Source organism: Micromonospora sp. NPDC048040 (assembly GCF_055587185.1).
On the sequence record NZ_JBVJGT010000017.1, the window covers coordinates 17,733 to 44,450 of the forward strand.

Annotated in this window: 27 protein-coding genes; 7 read left to right on the forward strand and 20 right to left on the reverse strand. The window is 74.1% G+C overall.

Going from position 1 to position 26,718, the window contains the following annotated elements:
• Positions 1-206: 206 nt before the first annotated feature.
• Positions 207-1,010, reverse strand: coding sequence for an SGNH/GDSL hydrolase family protein (locus ACZ6O2_RS18235; protein ID WP_350706228.1), 804 nt, complete (start codon positions 1,008-1,010; stop codon positions 207-209).
• Between the two features lie 350 nt (positions 1,011-1,360).
• Here ACZ6O2_RS18235 and ACZ6O2_RS18240 point away from each other — a divergent pair, with 350 nt between their 5' ends.
• Both ACZ6O2_RS18240 and ACZ6O2_RS18245 read left to right on the forward strand, forming a co-directional pair.
• A complete protein-coding gene (locus tag ACZ6O2_RS18240) occupies positions 1,361-2,152 on the forward strand; it encodes a shikimate dehydrogenase family protein (protein ID WP_466023628.1) in 792 nt (263 codons plus the stop codon).
• Positions 2,153-2,279: 127 nt separating this feature from the next.
• Positions 2,280-3,728, forward strand: a complete 1,449-nt coding sequence (locus tag ACZ6O2_RS18245; RefSeq protein ID WP_466023629.1) for a nitroreductase family protein — start codon at positions 2,280-2,282, stop codon at positions 3,726-3,728.
• Between the two features lie 39 nt (positions 3,729-3,767).
• Here ACZ6O2_RS18245 and ACZ6O2_RS18250 read toward each other — a convergent pair whose 3' ends face one another.
• The 9 genes from ACZ6O2_RS18250 to pgsA all read right to left on the reverse strand — a co-directional run bounded on the left by ACZ6O2_RS18250 (position 3,768) and on the right by pgsA (position 12,062).
• Positions 3,768-4,430 (reverse strand): ribonuclease FAU-1 family protein, encoded by a 663-nt coding sequence (locus ACZ6O2_RS18250; RefSeq protein WP_466023630.1) that lies wholly within the window; start codon positions 4,428-4,430, stop codon positions 3,768-3,770.
• 97 nt (positions 4,431-4,527) lie between these two features.
• A complete protein-coding gene (locus tag ACZ6O2_RS18255; protein ID WP_466023631.1) occupies positions 4,528-5,772 on the reverse strand; it encodes a hypothetical protein in 1,245 nt (414 codons plus the stop codon).
• 208 nt (positions 5,773-5,980) lie between these two features.
• Positions 5,981-6,730 (reverse strand): YebC/PmpR family DNA-binding transcriptional regulator, encoded by a 750-nt coding sequence (locus ACZ6O2_RS18260; protein ID WP_350706237.1) that lies wholly within the window; start codon positions 6,728-6,730, stop codon positions 5,981-5,983.
• Positions 6,731-6,973: 243 nt separating this feature from the next.
• Entirely contained in the window at positions 6,974-7,582 is a 609-nt protein-coding gene (gene pdxT, locus ACZ6O2_RS18265; protein ID WP_350706239.1) for a pyridoxal 5'-phosphate synthase glutaminase subunit PdxT, read from the reverse strand.
• An 82-nt stretch (positions 7,583-7,664) separates the two neighbouring features.
• On the reverse strand, positions 7,665-8,582 hold the full coding sequence (pdxS, locus tag ACZ6O2_RS18270) for a pyridoxal 5'-phosphate synthase lyase subunit PdxS (protein WP_350706241.1): 918 nt from the start codon (positions 8,580-8,582) through the stop codon (positions 7,665-7,667).
• 189 nt (positions 8,583-8,771) lie between these two features.
• Complete coding sequence (locus ACZ6O2_RS18275; protein ID WP_350706682.1) at positions 8,772-9,275, reverse strand: hypothetical protein; 504 nt, start codon at positions 9,273-9,275, stop codon at positions 8,772-8,774.
• Between the two features lie 2 nt (positions 9,276-9,277).
• Positions 9,278-10,438, reverse strand: coding sequence for a glycosyltransferase family 4 protein (locus tag ACZ6O2_RS18280; RefSeq protein ID WP_466023632.1), 1,161 nt, complete (start codon positions 10,436-10,438; stop codon positions 9,278-9,280).
• Positions 10,439-10,453: 15 nt separating this feature from the next.
• Entirely contained in the window at positions 10,454-11,386 is a 933-nt protein-coding gene (locus ACZ6O2_RS18285) for a phosphatidylinositol mannoside acyltransferase (protein ID WP_466023633.1), read from the reverse strand.
• Between the two features lie 43 nt (positions 11,387-11,429).
• The gene (gene pgsA / locus ACZ6O2_RS18290; RefSeq protein ID WP_350706247.1) at positions 11,430-12,062 is read right to left on the reverse strand and encodes a phosphatidylinositol phosphate synthase; all 633 of its coding nucleotides are present in this window, start codon (positions 12,060-12,062) and stop codon (positions 11,430-11,432) included.
• 252 nt (positions 12,063-12,314) lie between these two features.
• Here pgsA and ACZ6O2_RS18295 point away from each other — a divergent pair, with 252 nt between their 5' ends.
• On the forward strand, positions 12,315-14,477 hold the full coding sequence (locus ACZ6O2_RS18295) for an elongation factor G-like protein EF-G2 (RefSeq protein ID WP_466023634.1): 2,163 nt from the start codon (positions 12,315-12,317) through the stop codon (positions 14,475-14,477).
• Between the two features lie 132 nt (positions 14,478-14,609).
• On the opposite strand, the gene ACZ6O2_RS18300 is transcribed toward ACZ6O2_RS18295, so the two are convergent.
• Complete coding sequence (locus ACZ6O2_RS18300; RefSeq protein WP_466023635.1) at positions 14,610-15,668, reverse strand: aldo/keto reductase; 1,059 nt, start codon at positions 15,666-15,668, stop codon at positions 14,610-14,612.
• Between the two features lie 116 nt (positions 15,669-15,784).
• A complete protein-coding gene (locus ACZ6O2_RS18305) occupies positions 15,785-16,294 on the reverse strand; it encodes an HIT family protein (protein ID WP_350706683.1) in 510 nt (169 codons plus the stop codon).
• Positions 16,295-16,453: 159 nt separating this feature from the next.
• On the opposite strand from ACZ6O2_RS18305, the gene ACZ6O2_RS18310 reads away from it, so the two are divergent.
• On the forward strand, positions 16,454-17,200 hold the full coding sequence (locus ACZ6O2_RS18310) for a D-Ala-D-Ala carboxypeptidase family metallohydrolase (RefSeq protein WP_350706253.1): 747 nt from the start codon (positions 16,454-16,456) through the stop codon (positions 17,198-17,200).
• A gap of 78 nt (positions 17,201-17,278) precedes the next feature.
• Here the strand turns inward: ACZ6O2_RS18310 and thrS are convergent, their stop codons facing one another.
• Positions 17,279-19,282 carry a threonine--tRNA ligase gene (gene thrS, locus ACZ6O2_RS18315; protein ID WP_350706254.1) on the reverse strand — a complete coding sequence of 668 codons (2,004 nt, stop codon included), beginning with the start codon at positions 19,280-19,282 and terminating at the stop codon, positions 17,279-17,281.
• Between the two features lie 148 nt (positions 19,283-19,430).
• Positions 19,431-20,351: an ADP-ribosylglycohydrolase family protein gene (locus ACZ6O2_RS18320; protein WP_350706256.1), complete on the reverse strand. Its 921-nt coding sequence runs from the start codon at positions 20,349-20,351 to the stop codon at positions 19,431-19,433.
• A gap of 73 nt (positions 20,352-20,424) precedes the next feature.
• Between ACZ6O2_RS18320 and ACZ6O2_RS18325 the strand changes: the two genes are divergently transcribed.
• On the forward strand, positions 20,425-21,114 hold the full coding sequence (locus tag ACZ6O2_RS18325; protein ID WP_350706258.1) for a response regulator transcription factor: 690 nt from the start codon (positions 20,425-20,427) through the stop codon (positions 21,112-21,114).
• 29 nt (positions 21,115-21,143) lie between these two features.
• Positions 21,144-22,514 carry a HAMP domain-containing sensor histidine kinase gene (locus ACZ6O2_RS18330; RefSeq protein ID WP_466023636.1) on the forward strand — a complete coding sequence of 457 codons (1,371 nt, stop codon included), beginning with the start codon at positions 21,144-21,146 and terminating at the stop codon, positions 22,512-22,514.
• Between the two features lie 262 nt (positions 22,515-22,776).
• Here ACZ6O2_RS18330 and ACZ6O2_RS18335 read toward each other — a convergent pair whose 3' ends face one another.
• Both ACZ6O2_RS18335 and ACZ6O2_RS18340 read right to left on the reverse strand, forming a co-directional pair.
• Positions 22,777-23,802, reverse strand: a complete 1,026-nt coding sequence (locus tag ACZ6O2_RS18335; RefSeq protein ID WP_350706262.1) for an adenosine deaminase — start codon at positions 23,800-23,802, stop codon at positions 22,777-22,779.
• Positions 23,799-24,593, reverse strand: a complete 795-nt coding sequence (locus ACZ6O2_RS18340; RefSeq protein ID WP_350706264.1) for a trans-aconitate 2-methyltransferase — start codon at positions 24,591-24,593, stop codon at positions 23,799-23,801. Before ACZ6O2_RS18340 ends, ACZ6O2_RS18335 begins: the two co-directional genes overlap by 4 nt.
• Before the next feature lie 198 nt (positions 24,594-24,791).
• Here ACZ6O2_RS18340 and ACZ6O2_RS18345 point away from each other — a divergent pair, with 198 nt between their 5' ends.
• The gene (locus ACZ6O2_RS18345; RefSeq protein ID WP_350706266.1) at positions 24,792-24,986 is read left to right on the forward strand and encodes a hypothetical protein; all 195 of its coding nucleotides are present in this window, start codon (positions 24,792-24,794) and stop codon (positions 24,984-24,986) included.
• Positions 24,987-25,133: 147 nt separating this feature from the next.
• Here the strand turns inward: ACZ6O2_RS18345 and ACZ6O2_RS18350 are convergent, their stop codons facing one another.
• The 4 genes from ACZ6O2_RS18350 to ACZ6O2_RS18365 all read right to left on the reverse strand — a co-directional run bounded on the left by ACZ6O2_RS18350 (position 25,134) and on the right by ACZ6O2_RS18365 (position 26,676).
• Positions 25,134-25,337, reverse strand: a complete 204-nt coding sequence (locus ACZ6O2_RS18350) for a cold-shock protein (RefSeq protein ID WP_007075740.1) — start codon at positions 25,335-25,337, stop codon at positions 25,134-25,136.
• A gap of 288 nt (positions 25,338-25,625) precedes the next feature.
• On the reverse strand, positions 25,626-25,886 hold the full coding sequence (locus tag ACZ6O2_RS18355) for a DUF4235 domain-containing protein (protein WP_466023676.1): 261 nt from the start codon (positions 25,884-25,886) through the stop codon (positions 25,626-25,628).
• An 8-nt stretch (positions 25,887-25,894) separates the two neighbouring features.
• Positions 25,895-26,245 carry a DUF3618 domain-containing protein gene (locus ACZ6O2_RS18360; RefSeq protein ID WP_350706270.1) on the reverse strand — a complete coding sequence of 117 codons (351 nt, stop codon included), beginning with the start codon at positions 26,243-26,245 and terminating at the stop codon, positions 25,895-25,897.
• Positions 26,242-26,676 (reverse strand): phage holin family protein, encoded by a 435-nt coding sequence (locus ACZ6O2_RS18365; RefSeq protein ID WP_350706272.1) that lies wholly within the window; start codon positions 26,674-26,676, stop codon positions 26,242-26,244. The genes ACZ6O2_RS18360 and ACZ6O2_RS18365 overlap by 4 nt, the downstream gene beginning before the upstream one ends.
• Positions 26,677-26,718 lie beyond the last annotated feature (42 nt).

The following is a 26,718-nucleotide window of genomic DNA, read 5'->3' on the forward strand; positions in this document are numbered from 1 at the left end:
CGGGGCGCCGGCCTGGCGTACCGCGTCCGGGGCTGACGCACGGCGCGGCCCGGCACGCCCACCACGTGCCGGGCCACTGCGGCCGGTCGGCCCGCGTCCCGCGGGATCGGGCGAGGACCACCGGGAACCGGGACGGACGTGCGCCACCGCCGTCGCGGGCGGCTGCCGGATCAGCCGGTACGCGTCGGCGGTGGCGCGCGGTCGGGTCAGCCGGCGGCGTTGCGGAAGACCGGGTAGTAGCCGCCGGACTGGCCGGCCGCGGTCGGGTGGTAGGAGACGCCGAGGTTGAGGTAGTTGAGGGCGTGCAGCCACTTCTCGCCGTAGCTGCACAGCTGGTGTCCGACGAAGGCCGAACGCACGTCGGCGAAGGTGAAGCCGGCCGCGTTGGCCGCGCTGCGGGTGATGTCGTCCACCAGGTTGATGGCCTCGTTGATCTTGGCTCGCGAGGTGGCGCTCAGCCCGACGCAGACGGTGCCGAGCTGGTAGAAGACCGGGTACCCGACGACCACGACCCGGGCGTTCGGGGCCCGGGTCTTGATGCCGTTGTAGACGTTGCTCAGCAGGCCGGGGAGCTGGGCGCGGGCCTTGTCCTCGGCGGCCTGCACGGCGGCGACGCACTCGGTGGTGCCCTTGAGCACGCAGGTGGTCATGATGTTGGAGTAGCCGACGTCGTTGCCGCCGACCGTGATGCTGACCAGGCTGGTGGTGGAGCTGAGCGCGGAGAGCTGGGTGTTGATCACGCTGGTCGTGGTGGCGCCGGAGCAGGCGACCGAGCGGTACGAGGCGGGCTTGACGCTGGCGGCGTACAGCGCGGGGTAGGCGTTGGTGCTGCGCTGGCAGGAGCCGCTCTCGCTGGTGTAGCTGCCGGCGCCCACGCCCGAGGCGTAGGAGTCGCCGAGGGCGACGTAGCGGTCGGTGGCGGCGGCCTGGGCGGGGGCCGTCATGGACAGGCTGACGCCGAGAGCCGTGGCGAGGCTCAGGGCGAGGGTCACGAAGCGAGTTCTCCGCACGTCGCACTCCGGGGGTGAGAGGGATCGGTGCGAGATTGATATCACTAAATATTTCCCAGCGAAAGATCCTTGCGGTGATCTTAGGGGTGCCGGCAACGGTTTCCGGGTCCGCCACCCCCGTACCGCCTCGTCCGCCCACCCCGCGCCTCCAGGGGTCGGACGCCCCCGGGCACGCCCACCGTCCCCTACCGAACCGGCGGCGGCCGACCGGGCGGAAGGGGGCCGGCTCGGCGGCCGGGCGCGAACCCGGCGGGGCCCCACGTCCGGGCCCGCGATAGCGTCGGCGCGGCGCGGCACCCGACCGGCGGGACGGGCGGCCCTGGCGTCGGCCATCGACACGGAGGCGCGGCATGACGGAGATCGGCGGCACCACCCGGCTGTACGCGCTGCTCGGCGACCCGATCGCGCAGGTGCGCGCCCCCGGCCTGCTCAATCCGGTGCTGACCCGCCGCGGCACCGACGCGGTGCTCGTCCCGGTCCACGTCGCACCGGCCGACCTCACCCCGGTCGTACGCGGCCTGCAACGGGTGGGCAACCTGCACGGGATGCTGGTCACCGTGCCGCACAAGGCCGCCGCCCTGGCCCTCGCGGACCGGGCCAGCGACCGCGCCCGCCTGGCCGGCAGCGCCAACGCCCTGCGGCGCGAGCCCGACGGGACCTGGACCGCGGAGACCTTCGACGGCGACGGGTTCGTCCGCGGGCTGGCCACGGCCGGACACCACCCCCGGGGCCGCCGGGTGTGCGTGGTGGGCGCGGGCGGGGCAGGCAGCGCCATCGCCGTCGCCCTGCTCGACGCCGGCGTGGCGGAGCTGCGGCTGGCCGACACCGACCCGGGCCGGCTGGAGACGCTGCGGCGACGGCTGTCCGACGCGTACCCGGACCGGGTCACCGGGGCGGCGACACCGCGACTGGCCGACGCCGACCTCGCGGTCAACGCGACCCCCCTCGGGCTGCGCCCCGACGACCCGCTGCCGTTCCCGGTGGCCGAACTGCCGGCGGACGCCGTGGTCGCCGACATCATCATGACCCCGGCGGAGACGGCCCTGCTGGCCGAGGCCCGCGCGCGCGGTTTGCGGGCGCACCCCGGCGAGCCGATGCTCGCCCACCAGCTCGACTCCTACCTCGCGTTCTTCGGGCTCTGACCGGGGCCCCGGCCGCCGGGCGAGGTCGTCGCGATGGACCTCGACGCCGGCGAGGAGGTCCACCGCGCGGGTGGGGTGGCCGGTGCGGTCGCCGTCACCACGGTGCGGGGCCGTGGGCACTGGCAGGATGGCCGCTGTGGACCTCGACTCCGGCGCCGGGCTGCTGCACCGGCTGACGTCGTACGTGCCGAACCGCGACTGGGACGTGCCCGGGGACGACCCGCGGCTCCGTCACGACCTCGTGCCGAACGACCCCGAGACCCTGCCACCGCAGCTCAAGGGCTATCCGGACGGCCTGCCCGTCGTCGCCCTGCCGCGCGACCTGCCCGACCCGGGGATCCCCGCGACGGCGGTGCTCGCGGGCGCCGCGGGCCGGGCGCAACTCCTCGACGCCGCGCAGCTCGGCCGCGTGCTCTTCCTCGGCGCCGGCGTCGTCCGCACCGCCGAGCGCCACGGGCGGCCGTTCCTCTACCGGGCCGCCGGTTCGGCCGGCGCACGCTTCCCGCTGGAGGTCTACGCGAGCACCCGCGACGTCGCGGGCGTCCCGGACGGCGTGCACTGGTACGACCCGGCGCGGCACGCGCTCGTCCAGGTCGCCCCCGCCGCCACCGGTGCGGCCACCACGCTCGTGGTCACGGGCGTGCCGTGGCGGACGGGGTGGCGGTACGCCGAGCGCGGCTGGCGGCACCTCTACTGGGACGCCGGGACGCTGCTGTCCCAACTGTCGGCGGCGGCCACGAGCGCCGGCCTCGCGCCACGGCTGCGGACGCTGTTCCCGGACGCCACGCTGCGCCGCCTCGTCGGCGCGGACGGGGTGCACGAGTATCCGCTCGCCCTGCTGTCCCTCGGCGACGGCGAGCCGGCGATCGGCCCCACCGCGGCGGCGGTGCCGGGTGAGCTGCCGCCGGTCGAGCTGCCGCTGTGCACCGCCGCGCAGCGCGCGGGTGAGCGGGACACGCTCGGGGAGCCCTGGCCGGAGGCGCCGCCGCTGCCGGAGTTCCCGCCGTCCGACCCGCTCGACGAGGTGGTGCGCCGGCGCGGGTCGCAGCGCCGCATGGACCGGTCCCGGACGCTGCCGCGCGCCCTGCTGGAGTGGCCCCTGGCCGCCGCCCTGCGCGGCGTGCCGGTGCCGCACTGGGTGGCCGTGCACGGCGTCGACGGTGTGACGCCCGGTCTCTACCGCTGGCCCGACCTGACGACGCCGCTGCGGGCCGCGGAGCTGCGCGACGAGCTGCTGCGGGTCTGCCTGGACCAGGCGCTCGCCGGCGACGCGGCGTACGTCGTCGTCGGAGCCACCCCGCTGTCGGCGCTCGACGACCGCGGCTACCGCGACGCCCAGCTCGCCGCCGGGCTCGTCGAGGGCCGGCTGCACCTCGCGGCGTACGCCCTGGGTGCCGGCGCCTCCGGGATGACCTTCCTCGACTCGGAGGTCCCGGGTCTGCTCGGCGAGCCGGACGACCTCGCGGCGCTGCTGTTCACGTGCGTGGGCGTCCCGGAGTACGCGTCGCGCGCCGGCGGCGGGCCGGGCCGCCCGGTCGAGGTCCGTCCGGTCCTGCCCCGCGACGTCGGGTCCTGACGAGCAGGGCCGAGAACGCTCGGGGCCGGCGGGCGGCGGTCAGCGGGACGGCGGGACGGCGTCCCAGCCGGCCGGCAGGGCCGGCACCGGCCAGGCCGGGTCCGGCCGCCACGACGCCCACGCCTCGTCCCACCACCGCTCCCCGGCGTCGAGCAGGGCGGCGATCCGGTCGCCCTCGGCGCGGATCGCGTCGGCCATCCCCGGATAACGCCCCTCCTCCAGGCGCTGGGCGAACATCTCCACGTCCTTCCAGACGTAGCGGTCGGCGTCGGCCGGCCACCAGAGGTCCAGCTCGTGGTCGAGGGTGTCCACCCCGATCGGGGTACGCCGGAACGGGTCCTGGAGGTTGAAGTACCACCCGGCGAAGGCGCGCTCCGGGCCGGCCCAGAAGACGTCGACGGAGTGCGCCTCGCCCGGGCGGTGCAGCATCAGCTTGCCGTGGCCGCTCCACGCCCGGTGCCCGGCGACCTGCCACGGGTGCCGCCCGCACGGGAACCGCCCGGTCTCGGGGAAGCCGAACTCCGCGCCCGGGGGAAGGTAGAGCACGAGCAGGTCGGGCGAGTCCTCGACGCAGACGGTCGGGCAGGCGAACCACGTCTCGCCGTGCAGGATCTCGCGCCGGACCACGACGTCGCCCGGGGCGAAGCGGTGCCCCTCCCCGACCCGCCCACCGTCTCGCTCCACCCGACCCGGACGTTCCACTCCCCCAACCTACCGAGTGCCGGCGTCGCTGCCCGGCATCGCGAGGCCCGTACGTCCGGGTCGCATGTCGGACAGCGCGCGCCGTCCTCGTCGAGGGTCAGCGGGGTCGGGAGACCACCGCACGGGCTGCGGGTCGGCGCCCGGCGACGGTGGATCCGGCCGTGGCGAAGGGGTTCGGCGTCGCTCCCGTCCAGTGCTGGAGGACGGCGGTGCCGGTCTGCCGCCGCTCACCGTCCACCGTGGTCGTCCCGCTGCTGACCACGTAGAACCGCCCGTCGCCGAGCGCCTCCAGGCCGAAGCTGCCCGGCCCCTCCCAGCCGCGGATCCCGGTGGCCGGATCGGCCAGCCCGGCCGGGGCCAGCGGGACGATCTGCCCGGTCGCGCCGTCCGGCTGGCCGGTGATCACACCGGTCCGCGGGGGGACGGTGCCGTCGATCGCGTAGAGCGTCCAGTTCGGAAACTCCGGCTTGCTGCCCCGGTAGACCGCCATCAGCCACCGGCGGGTGTGCCGGTCGTACTCCAGGTTCTGCACGCCGAAGGTGGTGTTTCCGGTCCGGACGAAGACCTTGGAGTACGGCTGTCCGGGCCCGCTCTGGTGCGGTGCGGTCTGGCTGAGCGGGCGGGCGAGGAGGCTCCACCGCCGCACGTCGTAGGCGAGCAGCACCTGGTGGTCGTTGTCGGTACGCGTGGTGTTCGGGTAGATGCCGTAGGCCACCATCAGCACGTTCCGTCCGCCGCCCAGCGCCGGCCCGAACGAGACCCCGTCGATGCCGCTGGCGCCGTACCGGTGGTCGGCGGTCTGCCCGGTGTCGCCGTCGAAGACGCCGTCGCCGTCCAGGTCGGCCGTGAAGTCGTCGACGACCTCCTTCAGGTAGACGGTGGTCATCACCCCGTCCGTCTCGGCGTCCATTCCGATCCGGGTGATCCGGGCAACGTCGAAGATGGCGATGTAGAAGGCCCGCTGCGCCTTGTACTCCAGCGAGCCGTAGACGCGGCCGTCCTCCGGGTTGACGTCCAGGTCGCCGAGGTGGCCGGTCAAGCCGGTCACCGTGCCGACGACCCGGCCGTCGAGGTTCGTCTTGACCAGGAGGTTCGTGAAGGACCAGTAGACGTGACCACCGCTCCAGTCGACCGCCACGCCCTGCACGTGGCCCGAGGGCCACGCGCCCCCGTACACCGTCGCCGGCATGTTCGGGGGCGCCACCGGCGGGCGCGACGTCCCGACGGCCACGCCCCGGCCCGGAGTCGGCATCGGGCCCGCCGTCGCGTGCGGCGGGGCGACGGCGCCGGCCAGGACGGGAATCGCCAGGACGGCAACCGCGGCGGTGAGGGTCCTTCGCATGTCTCTCCGTTGCTCAAGAAGATCGAACAGCGGGAGATCCTATGCGAGCGTTCCGAACGGCGGGCGTCCGGATGATCATCCGGAAATTTCGCCCGTCCGGGCGATGGCCGCCCCGATCACCGCCCGGACGGGCACGGGGCAGGGCACGACGCAGCGCGCCGGGGCGGCGGTCGCCCGGCGCGCTTCCTCGTCGTGGGTCAGGCCGCGATCAGCCGACCGCGGCCATGATCTCGTCGGAGACGTCGAAGTTCGCGTAGACGTTCTGCACGTCGTCGCAGTCCTCCAGGACGTCGATCAGCTTGAAGATCTTGCGCGCGCCGTCCTCGTCGAGGGGGACGTTGACGCTCGGGATCAGCGACGACTCGGCCGACTCGTACTCGATGCCGGCGTCCTGGAGCGCGGTGCGCACCGCGACCAGGTCGGTCGGCTCGGAGACCACCTCGAACGCCTCGCCCAGGTCGTTGACCTCCTCGGCGCCGGCGTCGAGGACCGCCATCATCACGTCGTCCTCGGTCGTCTCGGCCTTGGGGACGATCACCACGCCCTTGCGGGAGAACATGTACGACACCGAGCCCGCGTCGGCGAACGAGCCGCCGTTGCGGGTCAGCGCGGTGCGCACCTCGGTGGCCGCGCGGTTGCGGTTGTCGGTCAGGCACTCGATGAGCAGCGCCACGCCGTTCGGGCCGTAGCCCTCGTACATGATGGTCTGGTAGTCGGCGCCGCCGGCCTCCAGGCCGGAGCCGCGCTTGACGGCGCGGTCGATGTTGTCGTTCGGGACCGAGTTCTTCTTGGCCTTCTGGATGGCGTCGTAGAGCGTGGGGTTGCCGGCGGGATCGCCGCCGCCGGTCCGCGCGGCGACCTCGACGTTCTTGATGAGCTTGGCGAACATCTTGCCGCGCTTGGCGTCGATGACCGCCTTCTTGTGCTTGGTCGTCGCCCACTTTGAGTGGCCGGACATCTGTTACCTCCGTTGCTACCCGCCGTCTGCATCGACCGCACCGCGCACGCCCCGCTCCCGCCGGCGCACGCGGTGGTGCCGGTCAGCCCTGGTGGAAGCCGTGACGGGCAGATGGCCCTGCCGAATCTCGGCAATCCTACCGACGCCCGGCGGCCCGCTGTCACCGCGCCGCGCCTCGCCGCCACGCCCCGACCGCCCGGACCAGGACAGACGGGGCGAAAACGAGGCACGGCTCGCCGCCGCTCAGCGCGACGCCCGGACCAGCTCCACGAAGTACGCGTGCACGCGCGCGTCGCCGGTCAGTTCGGGATGGAACGAGGTGGCCAGCAGGTTGCCCTGCCGGACCGCCACGATCCGCCCGGCGGCCGGGCCCTCGGTCACCGTGCCGAGCACCTCGACGCCGTCGCCGACCCGCTCGACCCACGGTGCCCGGATGAACACCGCGTGGAACGGCCCGCCCTCGACGCCGGTGATCGCCACCGGCGCCTCGAAGGAGTCGACCTGCCGCCCGAACGCGTTGCGCCGCACGGTCATCTCGATGCCGGCGAAGCCGCGCTGGTCGGGCCGACCGTCGAGGACCTCGGTGGCCAGCATGATCATGCCGGCGCACGAGCCGTACACCGGCATCCCGCCGGCGATCCGCTTGTCGATCGGTTCGCGCATCTCGAAGATGTCCGCGAGCTTGCTGATCGTGGTGGACTCGCCCCCGGGGATCACCAGCCCGTCCACCGCGTCCAACTCCTGCGGCCGGCGCACCGGGCGGGCGTCCGCGCCCGCCGCGGCGAGGGCGGCGACGTGCTCGCGCACGTCGCCCTGGAGCGCGAGCACTCCGATCACGGGTGCGTCGCCCATCTGCCGCTCCTTTCCTGCATGTCGGTCGGGGAGGGGCCCTTCCTGTGCGTCAGACGCCAGGAAGGTGCCCCTTCCCCGCACGTCACCAGCCGCGCTCGGCCAGGCGGTGCGGCTGCGGGATGTCGTCGACGTTGATGCCGACCATCGCCTCGCCCAGGCCCCGGGAGACCTTGGCCAGCACGTCCGGGTCGTCGTGGAAGGTGGTGGCCTTGACGATCGCGGCGGCCCGCTGCGCCGGGTTGCCGGACTTGAAGATGCCGGAGCCGACGAACACGCCCTCGGCGCCGAGCTGCATCATCATCGCGGCGTCGGCCGGGGTGGCGATGCCACCGGCGGTGAACAGCACCACGGGCAGCTTGCCGCTCTCGGCGACCTCCTTGACCAGCTCGTACGGCGCCTGGAGCTCCTTGGCGGCCACGTACAGCTCGTCGGTCGGCAGCGAGCCCAGCCGGCGGATCTCCTGCCGGATCCTGCGCATGTGGGTGGTGGCGTTGGAGACGTCACCGGTGCCGGCCTCGCCCTTGGAGCGGATCATGGCCGCGCCCTCGGTGATCCGGCGCAGGGCCTCGCCGAGGTTGGTCGCGCCGCAGACGAAGGGGACGGTGAAGGCCCACTTGTCGATGTGGTTGGCGTAGTCGGCCGGGGTCAGCACCTCGGACTCGTCGACGTAGTCGACGCCGAGCGACTGGAGGATCCGGGCCTCCACGAAGTGGCCGATCCGGGCCTTCGCCATCACCGGGATGGAGACGGCGTTGATGATGCCGTCGATCATGTCGGGGTCGCTCATCCGGGACACCCCGCCCTGGGCACGGATGTCAGCGGGCACCCGCTCCAGCGCCATCACGGCGACGGCGCCGGCGTCCTCGGCGATCTTGGCCTGCTCGGCGTTGACCACGTCCATGATCACGCCGCCCTTGAGCATCTCGGCCATGCCGCGCTTGACGCGGGCGGTGCCGGTGACCGGGCTGGCGCTGGCGTTCTGGGCAGTCGTTTCGGGCACGGGTCATCGCTCCTCGACGTGCTCGGGGATGGGGTGGCTGCGAAAATGCTACGGCCGTCCCAACGCCCGTCCGACAGCCAATCAGACCCACGGTGGCCTGCCCTGTGGCAGTCGTCACCGCCCCGCCGCCGCCCGGTCGCCGAATGCGTCCGGCGTCCCGTCTGGGCGTTCTGTCGGGTCTTGCCCGCCTCAGCCGGCGGGGACGTCCGCCGGGACGGTGAGGGTGGGGTCGTCGATGTCGAAGTAGCGCGGCCAGGGCCGGCGGCGCCCCATGCGCAGCAGCCGCACCAGCCGACGGCCGCGGGCCGCGCGGGCGTCGCGGACCAGGTCGGTGTGCACCTGGCGGGCCAGGGCGAGCCGTCGGCTGGCGCCGATCACCGCCTCGCAGTCCGGATCGGCCGGGTCCAGCTCCACGGCACGCAACTGGCGGGTGAGGTCGTTCTCGGCGGCCTCCCGCTCGTCCGGCTGCGCGTCCAGCGCGATCCGCGCCGCCGCGTACAGCTCGACGCCGTAGCGCCGCTCGGCCAGGACCGCGGCGGCCGCCGCGCGGCGCAGCAGGTGGGCGTCCAGGGCGCGGGCGGCCAGCTCGGCCCGGCCGTGCAGCCGGTCGACCCGCCCGGCGGTCCAGACCAGGTACGCCGCGACCAGCCCGACGGCCAGGGCCGCGACCACCCCCCACCACATGCCCGACATCGTCAGTCCAGCCCCACCCATTCGGTGTCCATGACCCGCCCGTCGGTGGCCTCGATCGCCGCCGCGTACACCTCCAGGACCCGGCGGGCGACCACCGGCCAGTCGAAGGTGGCCACCACCTGGTCGCCGCAGGCGGTCAGCGCGGCCCGGCCGTCGGGATCGTCGAGCAGGTCGGCCAGGGCGGTACGCAACGCGGCCCCGTCCCCCGTCGGGAAGAGCCGGCCGGCCCGGCCGCCGTCGAGCACGCGGCGGAACGCGTCGAGGTCGCTGGCCACGACCGTGGTGCCCGCCGCGAGCGCCTCGGTGAGGATCATGCCGAAGGACTCCCCGCCGGTGTTCGGCGCCACGTAGAGGTGCACGCTGCGCAGCATCCGCGCCTTGTCCTCCTCGGAGACCAGCCCGAGGAAGGTCACCTGGTCGCGCAGCTCGACCGGGAAGCGCCCGAACAGGTCGTCCGGGTCGCCGGGGCCGGCCACCAGCAGCCGCAGCCCGGGACGCTGCCGGGCCAGCTCGACGAAGGCGTCGCGCAGGATCGGGAAGCCCTTGCGGGCCTCGGTGAACCGGCCGAGGAAGCCGATCGCGCCGCCCCGCCCGGGCGCGCACTCCCCCGGCCAGCCCGGCAGCGGCTGCGCGTGGTTGAACTTCGCGACGGCCACCCCGTTGGGGATCTCCACCGCGCCACCGTCCATGTGCTCGACCTGCACCTTGCGCGCCAGCGCGCTGACCGCGATCCGGGCGGTGATCCGCTCCAGCACGATCTGGAGCACCCCCTGCGCGGCGGCGAGCGCCCGCGACCGGGTCATCGCCGTGTGGAAGGTGGCCACCACCGGCCCTCGGGCGGAGAGCACGGCCAGCAGCGACAGGCTCAGGGTCAGCGGCTCGTGCACGTGCAGCACGTCGAAATCGCCCCGGGTGATCCAGCGCCGCACCCGCGCCGTGGAGACCGGGCCGAACGCGATCCGCGCCACCGAGCCGTTGTACGGCAGCGGCACCGCCCGCCCCGCCGGCACCACGTACGGCGGCAGCGGGGAGTCCTCGTCGGCCGGGGCGAGCACGCTCACCTCGTGCCCGAGGCCGATCAGCGCCTCGGCGAGGTCCATGACGTGGTTCTGCACCCCGCCGGGCACGTCGAAGGAGTACGGGCACACGATGCCGATGCGCACGCCTCAACGCCTCCCTTACGCCTGTCCGGCAGCCGGGGAGGGCAGGGTCGCGCCGCCACCCGTGCCGTGCTGGTCCAGCCACATCCGCTGCAACATGTGCCAGTCTTCCGGATGCCGGGCGATGCCCGCCGCCAGACCGTCGGCGATCCGCTGGGTCAGCGACCGGACCCGCCGGTCGAGCGGGCCCTCCTCGGGGTCGGGCAGCGGCAGCGGACCCTCGATCGACGCGCAGGCCGCGTCCGCCTCGTACCACATCGAGGCGACGTAGAGGGGCACCCCGGTGCGCAGGGCGAGCAGGGCCGGGCCCGGCGGCATCCGGGTGCGGGCCCCGAAGAAGTCGACCTCCACCCCCCGGGCGGAGAGGTCCCGATCGGCCAGCAGGGGCACCACCGCGCCGGCCCGGACGCGGTCGACCAGCACGTCGAACGCCGGCCGGTCGCCGCCGTGGGTGGGCAGGATCTCCATGCCCAGGCTCCGCCGGAAGGCGAGGAATCGCTGGTAGACGCCCTCGGGCTTGAGCCGCTCGGCGACCGTGGTGATCGGCCAGCCGGTCGCCGCGACCCAGGCCCCGGCGGCGTCCCAGTTGCCGGCGTGCGGCAACGCCACCACCGCGCCCCGGCCGGCCGCCACGTCGGCCGCGAGCAGTTCCTCGCCGTCGAGCCGGAAGCCGGCCAGGATCTCCGTCCGGCTGAGCGAGGGCAGCCGGAACGCCTCCATCCAGTAGCGGGCGTACGAGCGCAGGCCGCGGCGGACCAGCTCGTCGAGGTCGGCCTCGGGCAGGTCGGGGCCGACCACCCGGCGCAGGTTCGCGCGCAGTCGGGCCGTACCCCCGCCGCCGCGGCGGTGGGCGCGGTCGGCGCCCGCCCGGAACGCCGCGGCCACGACGGGCCGGGGCAGCGCGCGGATCACGCGCCACCCGGCGACGTAGCCGAGCTCGGTGAGGTTCACCGGCGCCGGCCCCCGGGCAGCGGCCGACCGGCGCTCGTCGCGCTCACCCCTGCCCGCCCGGGGTGTGCACCCGCTGGGCCTGGCGGTAGACGTGGGCCATCCGCTGGCCGACCGTGAAGATCGACACCGCGGCGAGCAGCCAGAGCGCGATCTCCAGCGCGGGCCGGACGCCGAGGCCGGTGAGCAGCCCGCCGACGCCGACGATGAGCAGCCGCTCGGTGCGCTCGGCGATGCCCACGTTGCACGTCATGCCGAGCCCCTCGGCCCGGGCCTTGACGTAGGAGACCAGGCCGCCGGCGGCCAGGCAGATCAGCGCGGCGGCGACGCCCGAATGGTCGTGCTCGGTGGCGAGCCAGTACGCCACCGCGCCGAAGACCGCGCTGTCGGCGATGCGGTCCATGCTCGAATCGAGGAACGCCCCGAATTTCGTGGAGCCGCCGCTCATCCGGGCCATCGTCCCGTCGAGCAAGTCGGTGAGCGCGAACACGGTCACGATCAGGGCCCCGGCGACCAGATGACCGCGGGCACCGAAGCCGAGCGCACCGACGAGCACCCCGAGGGTGCCCGCCACGGTGACCGCGTTGGGGGTTACGCCCGCTCGGAGCAGGCCGCGTGCGACCGGCTCGACGACGCGGGTCATCCCCGCGCGGGCCGTCACTTGGAAGATCTTCGCCATGGCGGTCCCACGATAACGGTCCCGCCGGCACCGGCGGTACGGCCGGTCAGCGACCCGCGCAGGGCGGAGGCTTGTGCCGGCCCCGCAACAGGTGTGAGATCGAGCCAGGAAGGTGAGTCAGCTCACCCACCCGCCCGTTGATTACCCGTAACCCTGCAGAGCACCGGAGGATATCGCCGCGGAACCCGCTCGGGCCGCTTCCCCGTCGCGCGCGGCGGTCGCCACCAACCACGGCTGAGGGAGGTGCGCCCCATGGCGCAGAAAAGTCAGGAGAAGGGGGCCGCCGGCGGCGCGCCGGTGGTGACCGAGCCGGGCCGGATCCGCAACGTGGTGCTCGTCGGGCACTCCGGAGCGGGCAAGACGACCCTGGTCGAGGCGCTGCTCGCGGCGACCGGCACGATCGGCCGGGCCGGCACCGTCGCCGACGGCAGCACCGTCTGCGACCACGACCCGGCGGCCGTACGCCAGCAGCGCTCGGTGAGCCTGGCCTGCGCGCCGCTGCTGCACGACGGAATCAAGGTCAACCTGCTCGACACCCCCGGCTACGCCGACTTCGTGGGCGAGTTGCGCGCGGGGCTGCGGGCCGCCGACGCGGCGCTGTTCGTGGTCTCCGCCGTCGACGGGATGGACGCCGCCACCGCCGCCCTGTGGGAGGAGTGCGCGGCGGTCGACATGCCCCGGGCCGTCGCCGTCGCCCGGCTCGACCACCCGCGCGCCGACTTCGACGAGGCGGTGGCGCTCTGCCAGCGGGTCTTCGGCGACAACGTGCTCCCGCTCTACCTGCCGATGCTCGGCGACGACGGCGTCTCCACCGTCGGCCTGCTCGGCCTGATCACCCGCCGGGTCTTCGACTACACCGCCGGTCTGCCGGCCGACGTGCGCGAGCCGGACCCGGAGCACCTGCCGGCCATCGTCGAGTCCCGCAACGAGCTGATCGAGGGGATCATCGCCGAGAGCGAGGACGAATCCCTGATGGACCGCTACCTCTCGGGCGAGGAGATCGGCACCGAGGTGCTGGTCGAGGACCTGGAGAAGGCGGTCGCGCGGGGCCACTTCTACCCGGTGGTGCCGGTCTGCGCGGAGACCGGGGTCGGGCTGGACGCGCTGCTGGAGGTGCTCACCGCCGGCTTCCCGTCGCCGCTGGAGCACGAGCTGCCGGCGGTCGCCGGGGTGGACGACTCGCCCCGCCCGCCGCTGGCCTGCGACCCGGACGGCCCGCTGGTCGCCGAGGTGGTCAAGACGACCGTCGACCGGCACGTCGGCCGGGTCTCCCTGGTCCGGGTCTTCTCCGGCACGCTGCGCCCGGAGCAGACCGTGCACGTCTCCGGGCACGGGATGGCCGAGCGCGGCCACCCCGACCACGACGCCGACGAGCGGGTCGGGCACATCTACACCCCGCTGGGCGCGAGCCTGCGCGAGGTGGGCGCCTGCGTGGCCGGCGACATCTGCGCGATCACCAAGTCGGGCAGCGCGGAGACCGGCGACACGATCTCCGCCAAGGACGACCCGCTGCTGATCGCCCCCTGGGAGATGCCCGAGCCGCTGCTGCCGGTCGCCGTCGTGGCCCACAGCCGCGCCGACGAGGACGCCCTCGCGCGCAACCTGGCCCGCCTGGTCGCCGGCGACCCGACCATGCGGTTGGAGCGCAACCCGGAGACCCACCAGCTGGTGCTCTGGTGCATGGGCGAGGCGCACGCCGACGTGGTGCTGGAGCGGCTGCGCGCGGGCGGGGTGGAGCTGGACACCGAGCCGGTCCGGGTCGCGCTGCGGGAGACGCTGACCGTCCCGGCCAAGGGGCACGGCCGGCACGTCAAGCAGTCCGGCGGCCACGGACAGTACGCCGTCTGCGCCATCGAGGTCGAGCCGCTGCCGCGCGGGGCCGGCTTCGAGTTCGTCGACCGGGTGGTCGGCGGCGCGGTGCCGCACAACTACATCCCCTCCGTCGAGAAGGGCGTACGCGCCCAGATGGAGCGGGGCCTGGTCGCCGGCCATCCGGTGGTGGACCTGCGGGTGACCCTCTTCGACGGCAAGGCGCACAGCGTGGACTCCTCCGACGCGGCCTTCCAGACCGCCGGCGCGCTGGCGCTGCGGGACGCCGCCGAGAAGGGCCAGCCGGCGCTGCTGGAGCCGGTCGACGAGGTGGTGATCCGGGTGTCCGACTCGTCCGTCGGCGCGGTGATGGGCGACCTGTCCGGGCGGCGCGGCCGGGTGCTCGGCACCGAGCCGGACGCGGACGCCGAGGGGCGCACCCTGGTCCGCGCCGAGGTGCCCGCCACGGAACTGCTCCGTTACGCGGTCGAGCTGCGCTCGATGACGTCGGGCACCGGCACCTTCCGCCGCCACTTCGTCCGCTACGACCCCATGCCCGCCCACCTGGCCGACCAGGTCCGCAAGGAACACGGCAGCCACCCCTGACCGGGCTCCTCGCGGGCGTAGTTGTGGCACGGAGCCGCTCGGCGCGGTGGAGCTGCCCGACGAAACGGGCGATCCGGGGCGCGACGCCCACCACGACTGCGTGATCGACGGTGCTCCGGCGGCTGGGGCGCGTCAGGGGCGGGCGGTGGGGAGCATGGGGCTCGGGTGGTGGGGGCGATCGGCCTCGCGGAGCGCGGCCGAGCGGAGCGCCGCCAACTGGCGTTCCACCTCGGCGAACTGGTCGGGCGGCAGCGGCCCCCGGTGCAGGGCGGCGGCGTTTTCCTCGACCTGCGCGACGGTGCGGCAGCCGGGGATCGGGACGGTGCGCCCGCTGCGCGCCCAGATCCAGCCCAGCGCGCCCTGGGCCGGGGTGCGGCCGTCGGCGGTCAGCGCCGCCCGCACGGCGGCGGCCCGCCGCAGCCACTCCGGGGCGGGCCGACCGCCCCGGAACCACTCCAGCCAGCCCGGCGCGACCCCCCGCACGTCGTCGCGGGGCAGGGTGGAGCCGGTCGTGTACTTGCCGGAGAGCAGGCCCATCCCCAGCGGCCCCCGGTTGACGCTGGCCAGGTCGTACTTGTCGCAGACGGCGAGCAGCTCGGGGGCGTCCCGGAGCACCGAGAGGGTGTGCTGCACGGCGGTGGCGTGCCGGGCGCCCTGGCCGAAGGCGGCCGCCCGGTCGGGGCGGTCGGTGCTCCAGCCGTACGCGCGGACCAGCCCGTCGGCGACCAGGTCCTCCAGGGTGCCGACGAGCGCCTCGGCCCGGGGCACCGGCAGGTCGGCGAGGTGCAACTGGTAGAGGTCGATCCGGTCGGTGCCGAGCCGGCGCAGCGACGCCTCCACCGCCCGCCGCAGGTACGCCGGGGAGCTGTCCGCGCCGGTGGCCTGGCGGGTCGCCTCGTCGAAGGTGTGGCCCCACTTGGTGGCGATCACGGCCTCGTCGCGCCGGCCGGCGAGCGCCCGGCCCAGAACCCGCTCCGAGTGACCCGCCCCGTAGGTGTCGGCGGTGTCGAAGAGGGTCACGCCGAGGTCGAGCGCGCGGCGTACCGCCCGGACGGACTCCTCGTCGTCGACGGCGCCCCAGCCCAGCGGCTGCGTGCCCTCGGCCCAGGGGCCGCCGATCGCCCAGCACCCCATGCCCAGCGCGCTGACCTCGATACCGCTGCGGCCCAACGTCCGTGTCGTGACTGCCATCGACGCATCGTGCCACCTCCGGCTCCCGCCCCGATGTCCCCGCCGCCGCCCGGGATCCCGACCCGGCCCGGGCGCGGGCGGGCCGGAGTCAGTCGGGCCGGGCGCGGCGGGCCGGGTCAGGAGGGCCAGGCGCGGGCGAGCAGCTCCCGGGTGTCCCCGAGCAGTTGCGGCAGCACCTTGGTGCGCCCGATCACCGGCATGAAGTTGGCGTCCCCGCCCCAGCGGGGCACGACGTGCTGGTGCAGGTGCGCGGCGATCCCGGCGCCGGCCACCCCGCCCTGGTTCATCCCGAGGTTGAACCCGTGGGCGTTGCTGACCTTGCGGATCACCCGCATCGCGGTCTGGGTGAACGACGCCAGCTCGGCGGTCTCCGGCCCGTCGAGGTCGGTGTAGTCGGCGACGTGCCGGTAGGGGCAGACCAGCAGGTGCCCCGGGTTGTACGGGTAGAGGTTGAGCACCACGAAGACGTGCGCGCCGCGCGCGACGACGAGGCTCTCCTCCGCCGGCAGGCCGGGGGCGAGGCAGAAGGGGCACCCCTTCGGCTTCTCGTAACCCTCGGGACGGTCCTCGCCCGAGATGTAGGTCATCCGGTGCGGCGTCCAGAGCCGCTCCAGGCCGTCGGCCATGCCGCTGTCCGTGTGCCGTTCCACCCCTGCCACAAGCCGATCCTACGGAGCGGCCCGACGACCGGCGAGGCCCGCCGTGGGGAACCCGGCGATGGAAGTTGTTGACGAATCGAAGTGCACCATTGAAACTTCCATCCATCGACTTGCTTCCATAGACCGATGGAGGTCTCCGTGATCCGACGGTTCGGCAGATTCCTCGCGGCGCTCGCGCTGACCGCCGCCACCACCGTGGTCGGCGTCACCTTCACCGCCGGCGCGGCCCACGCCGACGGCTGTTACACGTGGGGACGCACCCTGTCCGAGGGGATGTCCGGCGAGGACGTCCGGCAACTCCAGATCCGGGTCTCGGGCTACCCCGGCTACGGCGCCGTGCTCGCCCTCGACGGGGTGTACGGCCCGGGCACCCGGTCCGCCGTGATCCGCTTCCAGCAGGCGTACGGGCTGGGCGCCGACGGCATCGCCGGGCCGCAGACCTTCAACCAGATCTACGCGCTCCAGGACGACGACTGCACGCCGGTCAGCTTCAGCTACGCGGAGTGGAACAGGTGCAACAGCGACTGGTCCGGCGGCGCGGTGTCCGCCAGCACCGCCCGCTTCAACGCCCGCGTGTCGATGTGGAAGCTCCAGGCCATGCGACGCGCACTCGGCAACGTGCCGATCTACATCAGCAGCGGATTCCGCAGCTACGCCTGCAACAGCGCGGTCGGCGGCGCCGCCGGCAGCCGGCACCTCTACGGCGACGGGGTCGACCTGGTCGGCTCGCCCTCGCTGTGCCGGCTCGCCCAGCAGGCCCGCTACCACGGCTTCAGCAACATCCTCGGCCCCGGCTACCCGGGCCACAACGACCACACCCACCTGGGCAACACGCCGAGCCGGTCCTGGTCCGCCCCGACCTGCGGGATCTGACGCCCGACGGCCCGTCGACGAAGGCCCCCCGCCGACGGCGGGGGGCCTTCCGTGCGTCGTGGACTCCGGCGTGGTGGATCAGGCGGCCGACGGGCCGACGTTGGTGCGCGAGCCGACCACGTCGAGCACGTGGGCCACCGCGTCGGCGATCGGCACCCCGTTGCGCTGCGAGCCGTCCCGGTAGCGGAACGAGACCGTGCCGGCCGCCACGTCGTCGTCGCCGGCGATCACCATGAACGGGATCTTCTGCTGCTGGGCGTTGCGGATCTTCTTCTGCATCCGGTCGTCGCCCGCGTCCACCTGGGCGCGGATGCCCTCGGCGCGCAACGCCGCGACGAAGCCGTGCAGGTAGTCGGTGTGGTCCTCGCGGATCGGGATGCCCACCACCTGCACCGGGGCCAGCCAGGCCGGGAACGCGCCCGCGTAGTGCTCGGTGAGCACCCCGAAGAAGCGCTCGATCGAGCCGAAGAGCGCCCGGTGGATCATCACCGGCTGCTGCCGGCTGCCGTCCGCCGCCTGGTACTCCAACCCGAACCGCGCCGGCTGGTTGAAGTCGACCTGGATGGTGGACATCTGCCAGGTCCGGCCGATCGCGTCCTTGGCCTGCACCGAGATCTTCGGGCCGTAGAAGGCCGCGCCGCCCGGGTCCGGCACCAGGTCCAGGCCGGATGCCTCGGCGGCGGTGCGCAGGGCCTCCGTGGCCTCCGCCCAGTCCTCGTCCGAGCCGATGAACTTCGGCGAGTCGTCCCGGGTGGACAGCTCCAGGTAGAAGTCGTCCAGGCCGTAGTCGCGCAGCAGGTCGAGCACGAAGGTGAGCAGGGTGGTCAGCTCGCCCGCCATCTGCTCCCGGGTGCAGTAGATGTGCGAGTCGTCCTGGGTCAGGCCGCGTACCCGGGTGAGGCCGTGCACCACGCCGGACTTCTCGTACCGGTAGACCGTGCCGAACTCGAAGAGCCGCAGCGGCAGCTCCCGGTACGACCGCCCGCGCGCCCTGAAGATCAGGTTGTGCATCGGGCAGTTCATGGCCTTGAGGTAGTACTCCGCGCCCTCGAGCTGCATCGGCGGGAACATCGTGTCGGCGTAGTAGGGCAGGTGACCGGAGGTCTCGAACAGCTGCGCCTTGGTGATGTGCGGGCTGTTGACGAACTCGTACCCGGCCGCCTCGTGCCGGCGGCGGGAGTAGTTCTCCAGCTCGCGGCGGATGATGCCGCCCTTGGGGTGGAAGACCGCCAGGCCGGAGCCGATCTCGTCGGGGAAGCTGAACAGGTCGAGGTCCGCGCCGAGCTTGCGGTGGTCGCGCCGGGCGGCCTCCTCCAGCAGCTTCAGGTACGCCTTCAGCTCGTCCCGGGTCGGCCAGGCGGTGCCGTACACCCGCTGGAGCTGCGGGTTCTTCTCCGACCCGCGCCAGTACGCGGCGGCCGAGCGCATCAGCTTGAACGCGCCGATCAGCCGGGTGTTCGGCAGGTGCGGGCCGCGGCACAGGTCCGACCAGCAGACCTTGTCCTCGGTCGCGGCGAGGTTGTCGTAGATGGTCAGCTCGCCGCCGCCCACCTCCATCACCTCGGAGGTGTCCAGCCCCTCACCCTTGACGTCGATCAGCTCCAGCTTGAACGGCTCGGCGGCCAGCTCGGCCTTCGCCTCGTCCAGGCTGCCGAAGCGGCGACGGCGGAACCGCTGGCCGGACTTGATGATCTCCTGCATCCGCTTCTCGAGCTTGCCGAGGTCGTCCGGCTGGAACGGCTTGTCGACCGCGAAGTCGTAGTAGAAGCCGTTCTCGATGGGCGGGCCGATGCCGAGCTTGGCCTCGGGGAAGACGTCCTGCACGGCCTGGGCGAGCACGTGCGCGGTGGAGTGCCGCAGCACGTTGAGCCCGTCCGGGGAGTCGAGGCTGACCGGCTCGACCTCGGTGTCGACCTGCGGCGACCAGTCCAGGTCACGCAGCTGGCCCTGCGGGTCGCGGACCACGACGACCGCCTTCGGGCCGGCCGCGGGCAGCCCGGCCGCGGCCACCGCGTCGGCCGCCGTGGTCCCGGCGGCGACGACGACGGGGTCGGCCACGGCGGGGGTACGGGGTGCGGACACGGTCACTCCTCCAGCAGACGGTACGGATGACGCCGAGCGTTCGGCTCCTGCGATGCTATCGGTCGCCTCCGCCGGCACGGTCGGCGACGCCACCGCCCCGCGACCCGTGGGACGCCGGCCCCGGCGCCCGCCCGACCGGCGGGAAGGGTCAGGCGGACCAGTCGGGCAGCGGCTCGCGGGCGGCCAGCCAGTCGGCGGGCACCCCGCCGGGAGTGCCCACCCCGGTGTGCGCGGCCACCACCGAGCCGACGATGGCGGCGGTGGTGTCCACGTCCCCGCCCGCCTCGACGCAGGCGCCGATCGCCGCCGGGTAGTCGTCCAGGTGCGCGGCCGCCACCCAGCAGGTGAAGGCGACGGTGTCCTGGGCGGTGACCCGGGAGCCGTTGCCGAGCACGTCGACGGCCGCGCGCAGCGGCCGGTCGAGCAGGTCGGCCGCCCGGCGTACGCCCCGGTGCACCTCGGTGGCCGGGTCCAGCGCGGCGGCCACCCCGGCGAGCAGCCGGCGCGGGGGCGGCCGGTGGCCGTCCAGCCGGGCCCGGGCGGCCAGCGAGGCGGCCACCGCCACCGCGACCGCCCCGGCGATGCCCTCCGGGTGCGCGTGGGTCACCTCGGCCGACGCCCGGGCCTGCGCCGCCGCGCGGGCGGTCGAGTCGGCGAACCAGGCGCCCAGCGGGCCGACGCGCATCGCCGCGCCGTTGCCGCACGAGCCCTGCCCGTCGAAGGCGGCGGCGGCCGCCACCGGCCACGGCGTGCCCGTGCGGATCAGCCGCAGGATCGTCACGGCGCCCGGCCCGTACCCCCGGTAGGGCTCGCAGCGCTCGGCGAAGGCGACGGCGAGGGCGTCCCGGTCGATGGTGCCCGCCGCGGCGAGGGCGGCGACCACCGAGCAGGCCATCTCGGTGTCGTCGGTCCACTCCCACGGCGGCGGGGGGAGCCTGCCGGCGGCCAGGTCGGCGGGGTGCCGGCCGGGGACGAAGAACTGCGAGCCGAGCGCGTCACCGACCGACAGGCCGGCGAGGGAGTCCCGGGCGAGCGCGAGGCGGGTGTCGGCAAAGAGCGTGAAGGACATCGTTGCACCAGCTTGCCCGGTTCGCAGGTGCGCCGCAACGCGATCAACTTGCCACGCCGAGTACCGTCTTGGCGTGGCCACCGTGCTCCTGGTCGAAGACGATCACGTCGTACGCGGCGCGATGCTGCGGTCCCTCGCCGACCGGGGGCACGCCGTGCACGCCGTGGGCACCGCCCTGGACGCGCTGCGCCGCGTGGCCGCCGAGACCCCCGACCTGGTGGTGCTCGACCTCGGCCTGCCCGACCTCGACGGCTCGGACGCGCTGCGGATGCTGCGCGGCATCACCGACGTGCCGATCATCATCGCCACCGCGCGCGACGACGAGCAGTCCGTGGTCCGGCTGCTGCGCGCCGGGGCCGACGACTACATGGTCAAGCCGTTCACCGGCGCGCACCTCGACGCCCGGATCACCACGGTGCTGCGCCGGGCCGGGCGGGCCAGCCGGGCGGTGCAGCCGGCCGTGCACAGCGTCGGCGGGCTGCGGGTGGACGTCGGGGAGCGCACCGCCCACCTCGACGGCGAGCCGTTGGCGCTGACCCGCAAGGAATTCGACCTGTTGGCGTATCTCGCCGCGCGTCCGGGCCGGGTAGTGTCCCGCCGGGAACTTCTGGAGGAGGTATGGCGGCAGCCGTCGGTCGGCGAGGACCAGACCATCGACGTTCACCTTTACTGGCTACGTCGCAAAATGGGCGAGTCCGCGGCGAAGCCGCGCTACCTGCGCACCGTGCGGGGGGTCGGCTTCCGGTTGGTGGCGCCGGACTGAGGGCGTCGCTGGCCCGTCTCACGGCCGGCATGTGCGCCCTGGTCGCGTTCGCCTTCCTCGTCCCGCTCGCCACCGGCCTCGGTGACCGGGCCCGCGATGAGGCGATCGCGGATGCCGCCCGCCGCAGCGCGCTGGTGACCGGGGCGCTCGCGGTCAGCACCGATCCCGCCGTGGTGCAGCGCGCCGTGGCCGCCAGCGGCGACGACCCGGCCACCCGGCCCGTCGTGCACGGCCTGGGGGCCGACGAGTCCGCGGGCCGGGCCGGCGGCGCGGACCTGGAGCGGGCGCGGGCCGAGCGGCGCTCCGTGGTCGTCGACGTCGACGGCGGCGTGCTCCGGCTCGACCCCGTGGTGCTCGGCGACCGCACCGCCGTGGTGGAGGTCTTCGTGCCCGAGTCGGCGCTGGACGAGGGCGCCGGCGGCCGGTGGCTGCTGCTGCTCGGGGTGGCCGCCGCGCTGGTGGGCGCGGCGGTGCTGGTGGTCGACCGGGTCGCCGCCCGCGCGGTCGACTCGGCCCGGGGGCTGGTCAGGGCGGCGCTCGCGATCGGCGACGGCGACCTGGCCGTACGCGTCGAGCCCAGCGGCCCGCGCGAGCTGGCCGAGGCCGGGTACGCCTTCAACCGGATGGCCGACCGGATGGTCGCGGCGCGCACCGACGAGCGGGAGCTGGTCGCCGACCTGTCGCACCGGCTGCGCACCCCGCTGACCGTGCTGCGGCTGGACGCCGAGGCGCTGGAGTCCGACGACACCAGCGTGGGCTCGTTCAGCGCGGCGGAGCTGGACCGGCGGCGCGGCATCCGACGGATCCGCCAGGCGATCGTCACCCTCGAGGGCGAGATCGACGTGCTGATCAAGACCACCCGCAAGGCGGTGGCGCACGAGGCGGGGCCGGCGATGTGCGACGTCAGCGAGGTGGTCCGGGACCGGATGGTGTTCTGGGCCGCGCTGGCCGGCGACCAGAACCGCCCGCACCGGGTGACCGGCGCCCAGCTGCGCATCCCGGCGCCGGTGCCGCGGGCCGAGCTGGCCGCCGCGCTGGACGCGGTGATCGGCAACGTCTTCCGCTACACCCCGCAGGGCACCGCGTTCGAGGTGGCGGTCTCCCGCCGCGACGGCTACGTGGCCATCCGGATCGACGACGCGGGGCCGGGGATCGCCAACCCCGACCGGGCGCTGCGCCGGGGCGCCAGCGACCAGGGCTCCACCGGGCTGGGGCTGGACATCGCCAGGCGGGTGGCGTTGCAGGCCAACGGCTCGGTGAGCATCGACCGGGCCCGGCTCGGCGGGGCGAGCGTGGTCATGCTGCTCGCCGATCCCGAGGCGACGCCCCGGCAGGTCAGCCGGTTCGGGCTGGTCGGCCGAGCTGTGGGCCGGCGCAAGTCTTCCTTAGATCCCGATTAACCGCGGCGGCCGTCCCGTCGCGGACTGCCATGATCTTCCACGAACCCATCAGTTCCACCGGTCACTGCCCCGAGCACCCACCGGCCGGTGGAGCCGTGCGCGCGGCGGGAGCAACGGTCCCCCCACAACCTGCTCCCGCCGCGCGCCACACTTCTCCCGCCACACCTTTCCGCGCGACGCGCGACGCTCTCCCGCCGCACCTTACTTTTGCGCGGCGCGCGACGCTCTCCTGTTACGCCGCGCGCCGGCTCCCCCGTCCCGTTCAGCGGGTGACGGCCGCCACGTAGGCGTCGATCTCGGCCCCGATCCGCTGCTTGCCCGCCGGGTCCAGGAAGGAGGCGGTCACCGCGTTGCGGGCCAGCGCGGCCAGCCCCTCCGGCCCCGCGTCGAGCAGCCGGGCCGCGACGGCGTACTCGTCGTTGAGGGTGGTGCCGAACATCGGCGGATCGTCGGAGTTGACGGTGACCAGCAGGCCGGCGTCGACCAACTGCCGCAACGGGTGCTCGTCGATGGTGGCGACCGCACGGGTCCGCACGTTGGAGGTCGGGCAGACTTCCATGCCGATCTGGTGCTCGGCGAGGTGGGCCAGCAGTTCCGGGTCCTGCGCGGCGGAGATGCCGTGCCCGATCCGCTCCGCGCCCAGGTCGCGCAGCGCGTCCCAGACCGTCTGCGGGCCGGTGGTCTCGCCGGCGTGCGGCACCGAGCGCAGGCCGGCCGCCCGGGCCTGGTCGAAGTACGGCTTGAACTGCGGCCGGGGCACGCCGATCTCCGGGCCACCCAGGCCGAAGCTGATCAGCCCGTCCGGGCGCTCCTCCAGCGAGATCCGCAGGGTCTCCTCGGCGGCCGGCAGGCCCGCCTCGCCGGGGATGTCGAAGCACCAGCGCAGCTCGATGCCGAAGTCCGCCGCGGCCCGCTTGCGGGCGTCCTCGATCGCCTCGCAGAACGCCGGCGCGGGGATGCCCCGGTGCACGTGCGAGTAGGGCGTCACGGTCAGCTCGGCGTAGCGGACCTGCTGGCGGGCCAGCTCGCGGGCCACCTCGTGGGTGAGGATCCAGACGTCCTCCTGGTCGCGGATGAGGTCCACGACGCTCAGATAGACCTCGATGAAGTGCGCGAAGTCGCGGAAGGCGAAGTAGTCGGCGAGCGCGGCCGGGTCCGCGGGCACGGGGCTGCGACCCTCGTGGCGGGCGGCCAGCTCGGCGACGATCCGGGGCGAGGCGGAGCCGACGTGGTGCACGTGCAGCTCCACCTTGGGCAGTCCGGCGATGAAGGTTTGCAGGTCGGTCACATGTTCTCCTCTGCACGGGCGCCGGTACGGGCGACGAAGAAGACGCGTCGGAACGGGAAGTACACCTGACCGTGTCGCGCCGGGTAGGCCTGCGCGAGGCGTACGCCGAGTTCGGCCCGGAAGTCGGCCCAGCCGGCGGCGTCCAGGGCCGCGCGGACAGGCCGGAGCGCGGTGCCCTCCATCCAGGTCAGCACGGGGTGGTCCGCGTCGGCGCGGGCCGGCAGCAGGTGCACATAGGTAGTCTCCCAGGCGTCCACGGCGCAGCCGGCACCGGTCAGCAACCCGGCGTAGCCGGTGGCGTCGTCGACCGGGGCCTCGCGCAGCAGTGGAGCGAGGTCGGCGCGCCAGGCCGGGCGGCCGGCGACCTCGCGCAGCGCCCGGTGTGAGGGCGCGTCGAAGTTGCCCGGCACCTGCACCGCCAGCCAGGCCCCGCCGGGCAGCTCACGCGCCCAGCGGGCGAGCAGCTCGCGATGGCCGGGGACCCACTGCAGCACCGCGTTGCTGACCACCACGTCCACGTCGGATTCCGGCCGCCAGTCCCGGACGTCGCCCACCGCGAAGGAGACCGGGGACGCGGTGGCGTGTGCCCGCGCGATCATCTCCGCGGAGGAGTCGAGGCCGACGACGCGGCTGTCCGGCCAGCGTCCGGCGAGGGTCTCCGTCAGGTTGCCGGGCCCGCAGCCGAGGTCGACCACGGCGCGCGGCCGCTCGGCCGGGACCCGCGCGAGCAGGTCGTGGAAGGGCCGGGAGCGCTCGTCGCCGTAGCGCAGGTATGTCGTCGGATCCCACATCACAGCCTCCCAAACCGTACGTCCGTCTTGTTAACCGTACGGCCCGTGGCGCGGCCCCACAAGCGGGATCACTAGGCTCGGTGGCATGGAGCAGCGGACCTTCCCCCGGCCGGGGCGGCACGTCGGGGCGATCGGGCCGGGCAGCGAGCAGCTCGTCGGACGGTTCCCCGGGACGGGGATCGACGAAGGGGAGTCACGATGAAGGGCTGGCTGCCGCTCACCCTCGGCCTGCTCGCCGTGGTCGGCGGGGCGGTCTGGACGGTGCAGGGCCTCGGCTACGTCGAGGGCAGCCTGATGACCGACCAGCGACTCTGGGCGATCCTCGGGCCGCTCGTCGTCCTGATCGGACTCGCCCTGCTCTGGTCCGGGCTGCGCGCCCGCCGACGCCGCTGAGTGCCCCGGCGCTCCCGCCCCCCGGCCCCGGCGCGCCGACCGCACCCGGATACGCGGAAAGCCCCGCATCCCGGGCGGGATACGGGGCTTCACTGGTGATCCGGGCGTCGGATCATCCACTGGCCGGCGACTGCCGACCGGCGGTGCTCAGATGGGGCGGACCTGCTCGGCCTGCGGACCCTTCTGACCCTGGGCGATCTCGAACTCCACCCGCTGGTTCTCCTCCAGCGTGCGGTAGCCGCTGGTCTGGATGGCCGAGAAGTGGACGAACACGTCAGCACCCCCGCCGTCGACGGTGATGAAGCCGAAGCCCTTGTCAGCGTTGAACCACTTCACGGTTCCCTGCGCCATGTGTATCTCCTTCTAAAACTGGCGGCCGAGCACGCCGTGCGGCCGATTGGCCGTTTTCGAGCAGCGGCGCCTGAGGCGGCCCCCATTGAAGGAGACTTCTCTCAACCCACGCCATCTCTCAACAGCGTGGAACAGCAAACCACGTACGCAAAAACTCTGCACAGCCTACCCGACGAAATTCTCCGACATGTGACCTGACGGATGCCGAAGATCCGCTGGGTGGGCGCTTACCGCCGTGCGAAAGGCCCCCTCACTGCCACGGCGAGGGAGCCTTCGGCGAAAGCCGGGTCAGTCCGGCCAGTGCCCGGTCAGCCGGCGTACGCCCACCGCGCCGCCCCGGTCGACGGCGGCCCGGACGACCGCGAAGATGGCGCCCTGCAAGGCCGCCGCCGCCAGGATCTCGCCCCAGCCGCGGTCCTCGTCCGTGGCGCTGGGCGCCTCGCCGTCGCCCGCCGTCACCTTCCAGACCTGCCGGAAGATCATGCCCGCGACCGCACCGGCGGCGATGCCCATCAGCACGCCGACCGGTTTGTACGCGGCCCTCCCGATGTTCCTGCTCACCTACGCCTCCCCCGGACGATCAACAGCACGATAGCGGCGGCCACTGCGCCGGCCGCGAGGGCCACGAACGGCGCCGGGTTGCGCCGGACGACCGCGCCCGTCTCCTGCGCCTGCCCTCGCGCGAGTTGCGCCTTCTGTGCCGCCTGCCCGCGCACCCGGGCCACGGTCTGCGCGGCCTGCTCCCGCATCCGCTCCTTCGCCTGGTCGGCGGAGGACTTCAGCCGCGCCTTGACGTCGGCCTTGGCGGCCAACGCCTCCATGGTCTCGCCCAACTCGACCCGGGTCCGCCGGATCTCCTCCCGGAGGGCCTCGGTGTCGCCGGTGCCCCGTCCGTTGCCCGTCGTCATGCCCGCCCCCTGTCCTTCACCGCGGCGGCGACGGTGTCGACGTCGGCCCGGACGCTGCGCACCGTGGCCGCCGGTACCGGCGGGACCGCCTGGCTGACCTGCTTCTTGCCCACCAGGGCGAGGATGCCGGCCATCACGAAGAGCACCACCGCGACGATCAGGGCCGCGGCCCAGGCCGGCAGCACCAGATCGAGCAGCAGGATCGCGGTGGCGACCAGGGCGCCCAGGCCGTAGAGCGCCAGCGCCCCGCCGCCGCCGAAGAGGCCGATGCCGATGCCGGCATGCTTGCCCTTCTGGGTCAGCTCTGCGCGGGCCAGGGCCAGTTCGTCGCGGACCAGGCGGGAGACCTGCTCCGTGGCCCGCTGCACCAGCTCGGCGGTGGACGGCTCGCTCCCGTCGCGGGAGGTGCGGGCGTTCGCCACGTCAGCCATGCTGTCCTCCTTTCATCATCACCGCGCTGTATGCCCGGAGTC

What these genes read in the sequence shown, in the direction of transcription:
- ACZ6O2_RS18255 (WP_466023631.1), bottom strand. Translation starts at nt 5,772, where the DNA reads ATGCGAAGGACCCTCACCGCCGCGGTTGCCGTCCTGGCGATTCCCGTC.
- ACZ6O2_RS18330 (WP_466023636.1), top strand. Translation starts at nt 21,144, where the DNA reads ATGTGCGCCCTGGTCGCGTTCGCCTTCCTCGTCCCGCTCGCCACCGGC.
- ACZ6O2_RS18365 (WP_350706272.1), bottom strand. Translation starts at nt 26,676, where the DNA reads ATGGCTGACGTGGCGAACGCCCGCACCTCCCGCGACGGGAGCGAGCCG.
- pgsA (WP_350706247.1), bottom strand. Translation starts at nt 12,062, where the DNA reads ATGGCGAAGATCTTCCAAGTGACGGCCCGCGCGGGGATGACCCGCGTC.
- ACZ6O2_RS18320 (WP_350706256.1), bottom strand. Translation starts at nt 20,351, where the DNA reads ATGTCCTTCACGCTCTTTGCCGACACCCGCCTCGCGCTCGCCCGGGAC.
- ACZ6O2_RS18260 (WP_350706237.1), bottom strand. Translation starts at nt 6,730, where the DNA reads ATGTCCGGCCACTCAAAGTGGGCGACGACCAAGCACAAGAAGGCGGTC.
- ACZ6O2_RS18305 (WP_350706683.1), bottom strand. Translation starts at nt 16,294, where the DNA reads ATGGCCGACGGCCTGGAGCGGCTCTGGACGCCGCACCGGATGACCTAC.
- ACZ6O2_RS18345 (WP_350706266.1), top strand. Translation starts at nt 24,792, where the DNA reads ATGAAGGGCTGGCTGCCGCTCACCCTCGGCCTGCTCGCCGTGGTCGGC.
- ACZ6O2_RS18350 (WP_007075740.1), bottom strand. Translation starts at nt 25,337, where the DNA reads ATGGCGCAGGGAACCGTGAAGTGGTTCAACGCTGACAAGGGCTTCGGC.
- ACZ6O2_RS18245 (WP_466023629.1), top strand. Translation starts at nt 2,280, where the DNA reads ATGGCCGCTGTGGACCTCGACTCCGGCGCCGGGCTGCTGCACCGGCTG.
- ACZ6O2_RS18295 (WP_466023634.1), top strand. Translation starts at nt 12,315, where the DNA reads ATGGCGCAGAAAAGTCAGGAGAAGGGGGCCGCCGGCGGCGCGCCGGTG.
- ACZ6O2_RS18360 (WP_350706270.1), bottom strand. Translation starts at nt 26,245, where the DNA reads ATGACGACGGGCAACGGACGGGGCACCGGCGACACCGAGGCCCTCCGG.
- ACZ6O2_RS18310 (WP_350706253.1), top strand. Translation starts at nt 16,454, where the DNA reads ATGGAGGTCTCCGTGATCCGACGGTTCGGCAGATTCCTCGCGGCGCTC.
- pdxT (WP_350706239.1), bottom strand. Translation starts at nt 7,582, where the DNA reads ATGGGCGACGCACCCGTGATCGGAGTGCTCGCGCTCCAGGGCGACGTG.
- ACZ6O2_RS18240 (WP_466023628.1), top strand. Translation starts at nt 1,361, where the DNA reads ATGACGGAGATCGGCGGCACCACCCGGCTGTACGCGCTGCTCGGCGAC.
- ACZ6O2_RS18340 (WP_350706264.1), bottom strand. Translation starts at nt 24,593, where the DNA reads ATGTGGGATCCGACGACATACCTGCGCTACGGCGACGAGCGCTCCCGG.
- ACZ6O2_RS18300 (WP_466023635.1), bottom strand. Translation starts at nt 15,668, where the DNA reads ATGGCAGTCACGACACGGACGTTGGGCCGCAGCGGTATCGAGGTCAGC.
- ACZ6O2_RS18275 (WP_350706682.1), bottom strand. Translation starts at nt 9,275, where the DNA reads ATGTCGGGCATGTGGTGGGGGGTGGTCGCGGCCCTGGCCGTCGGGCTG.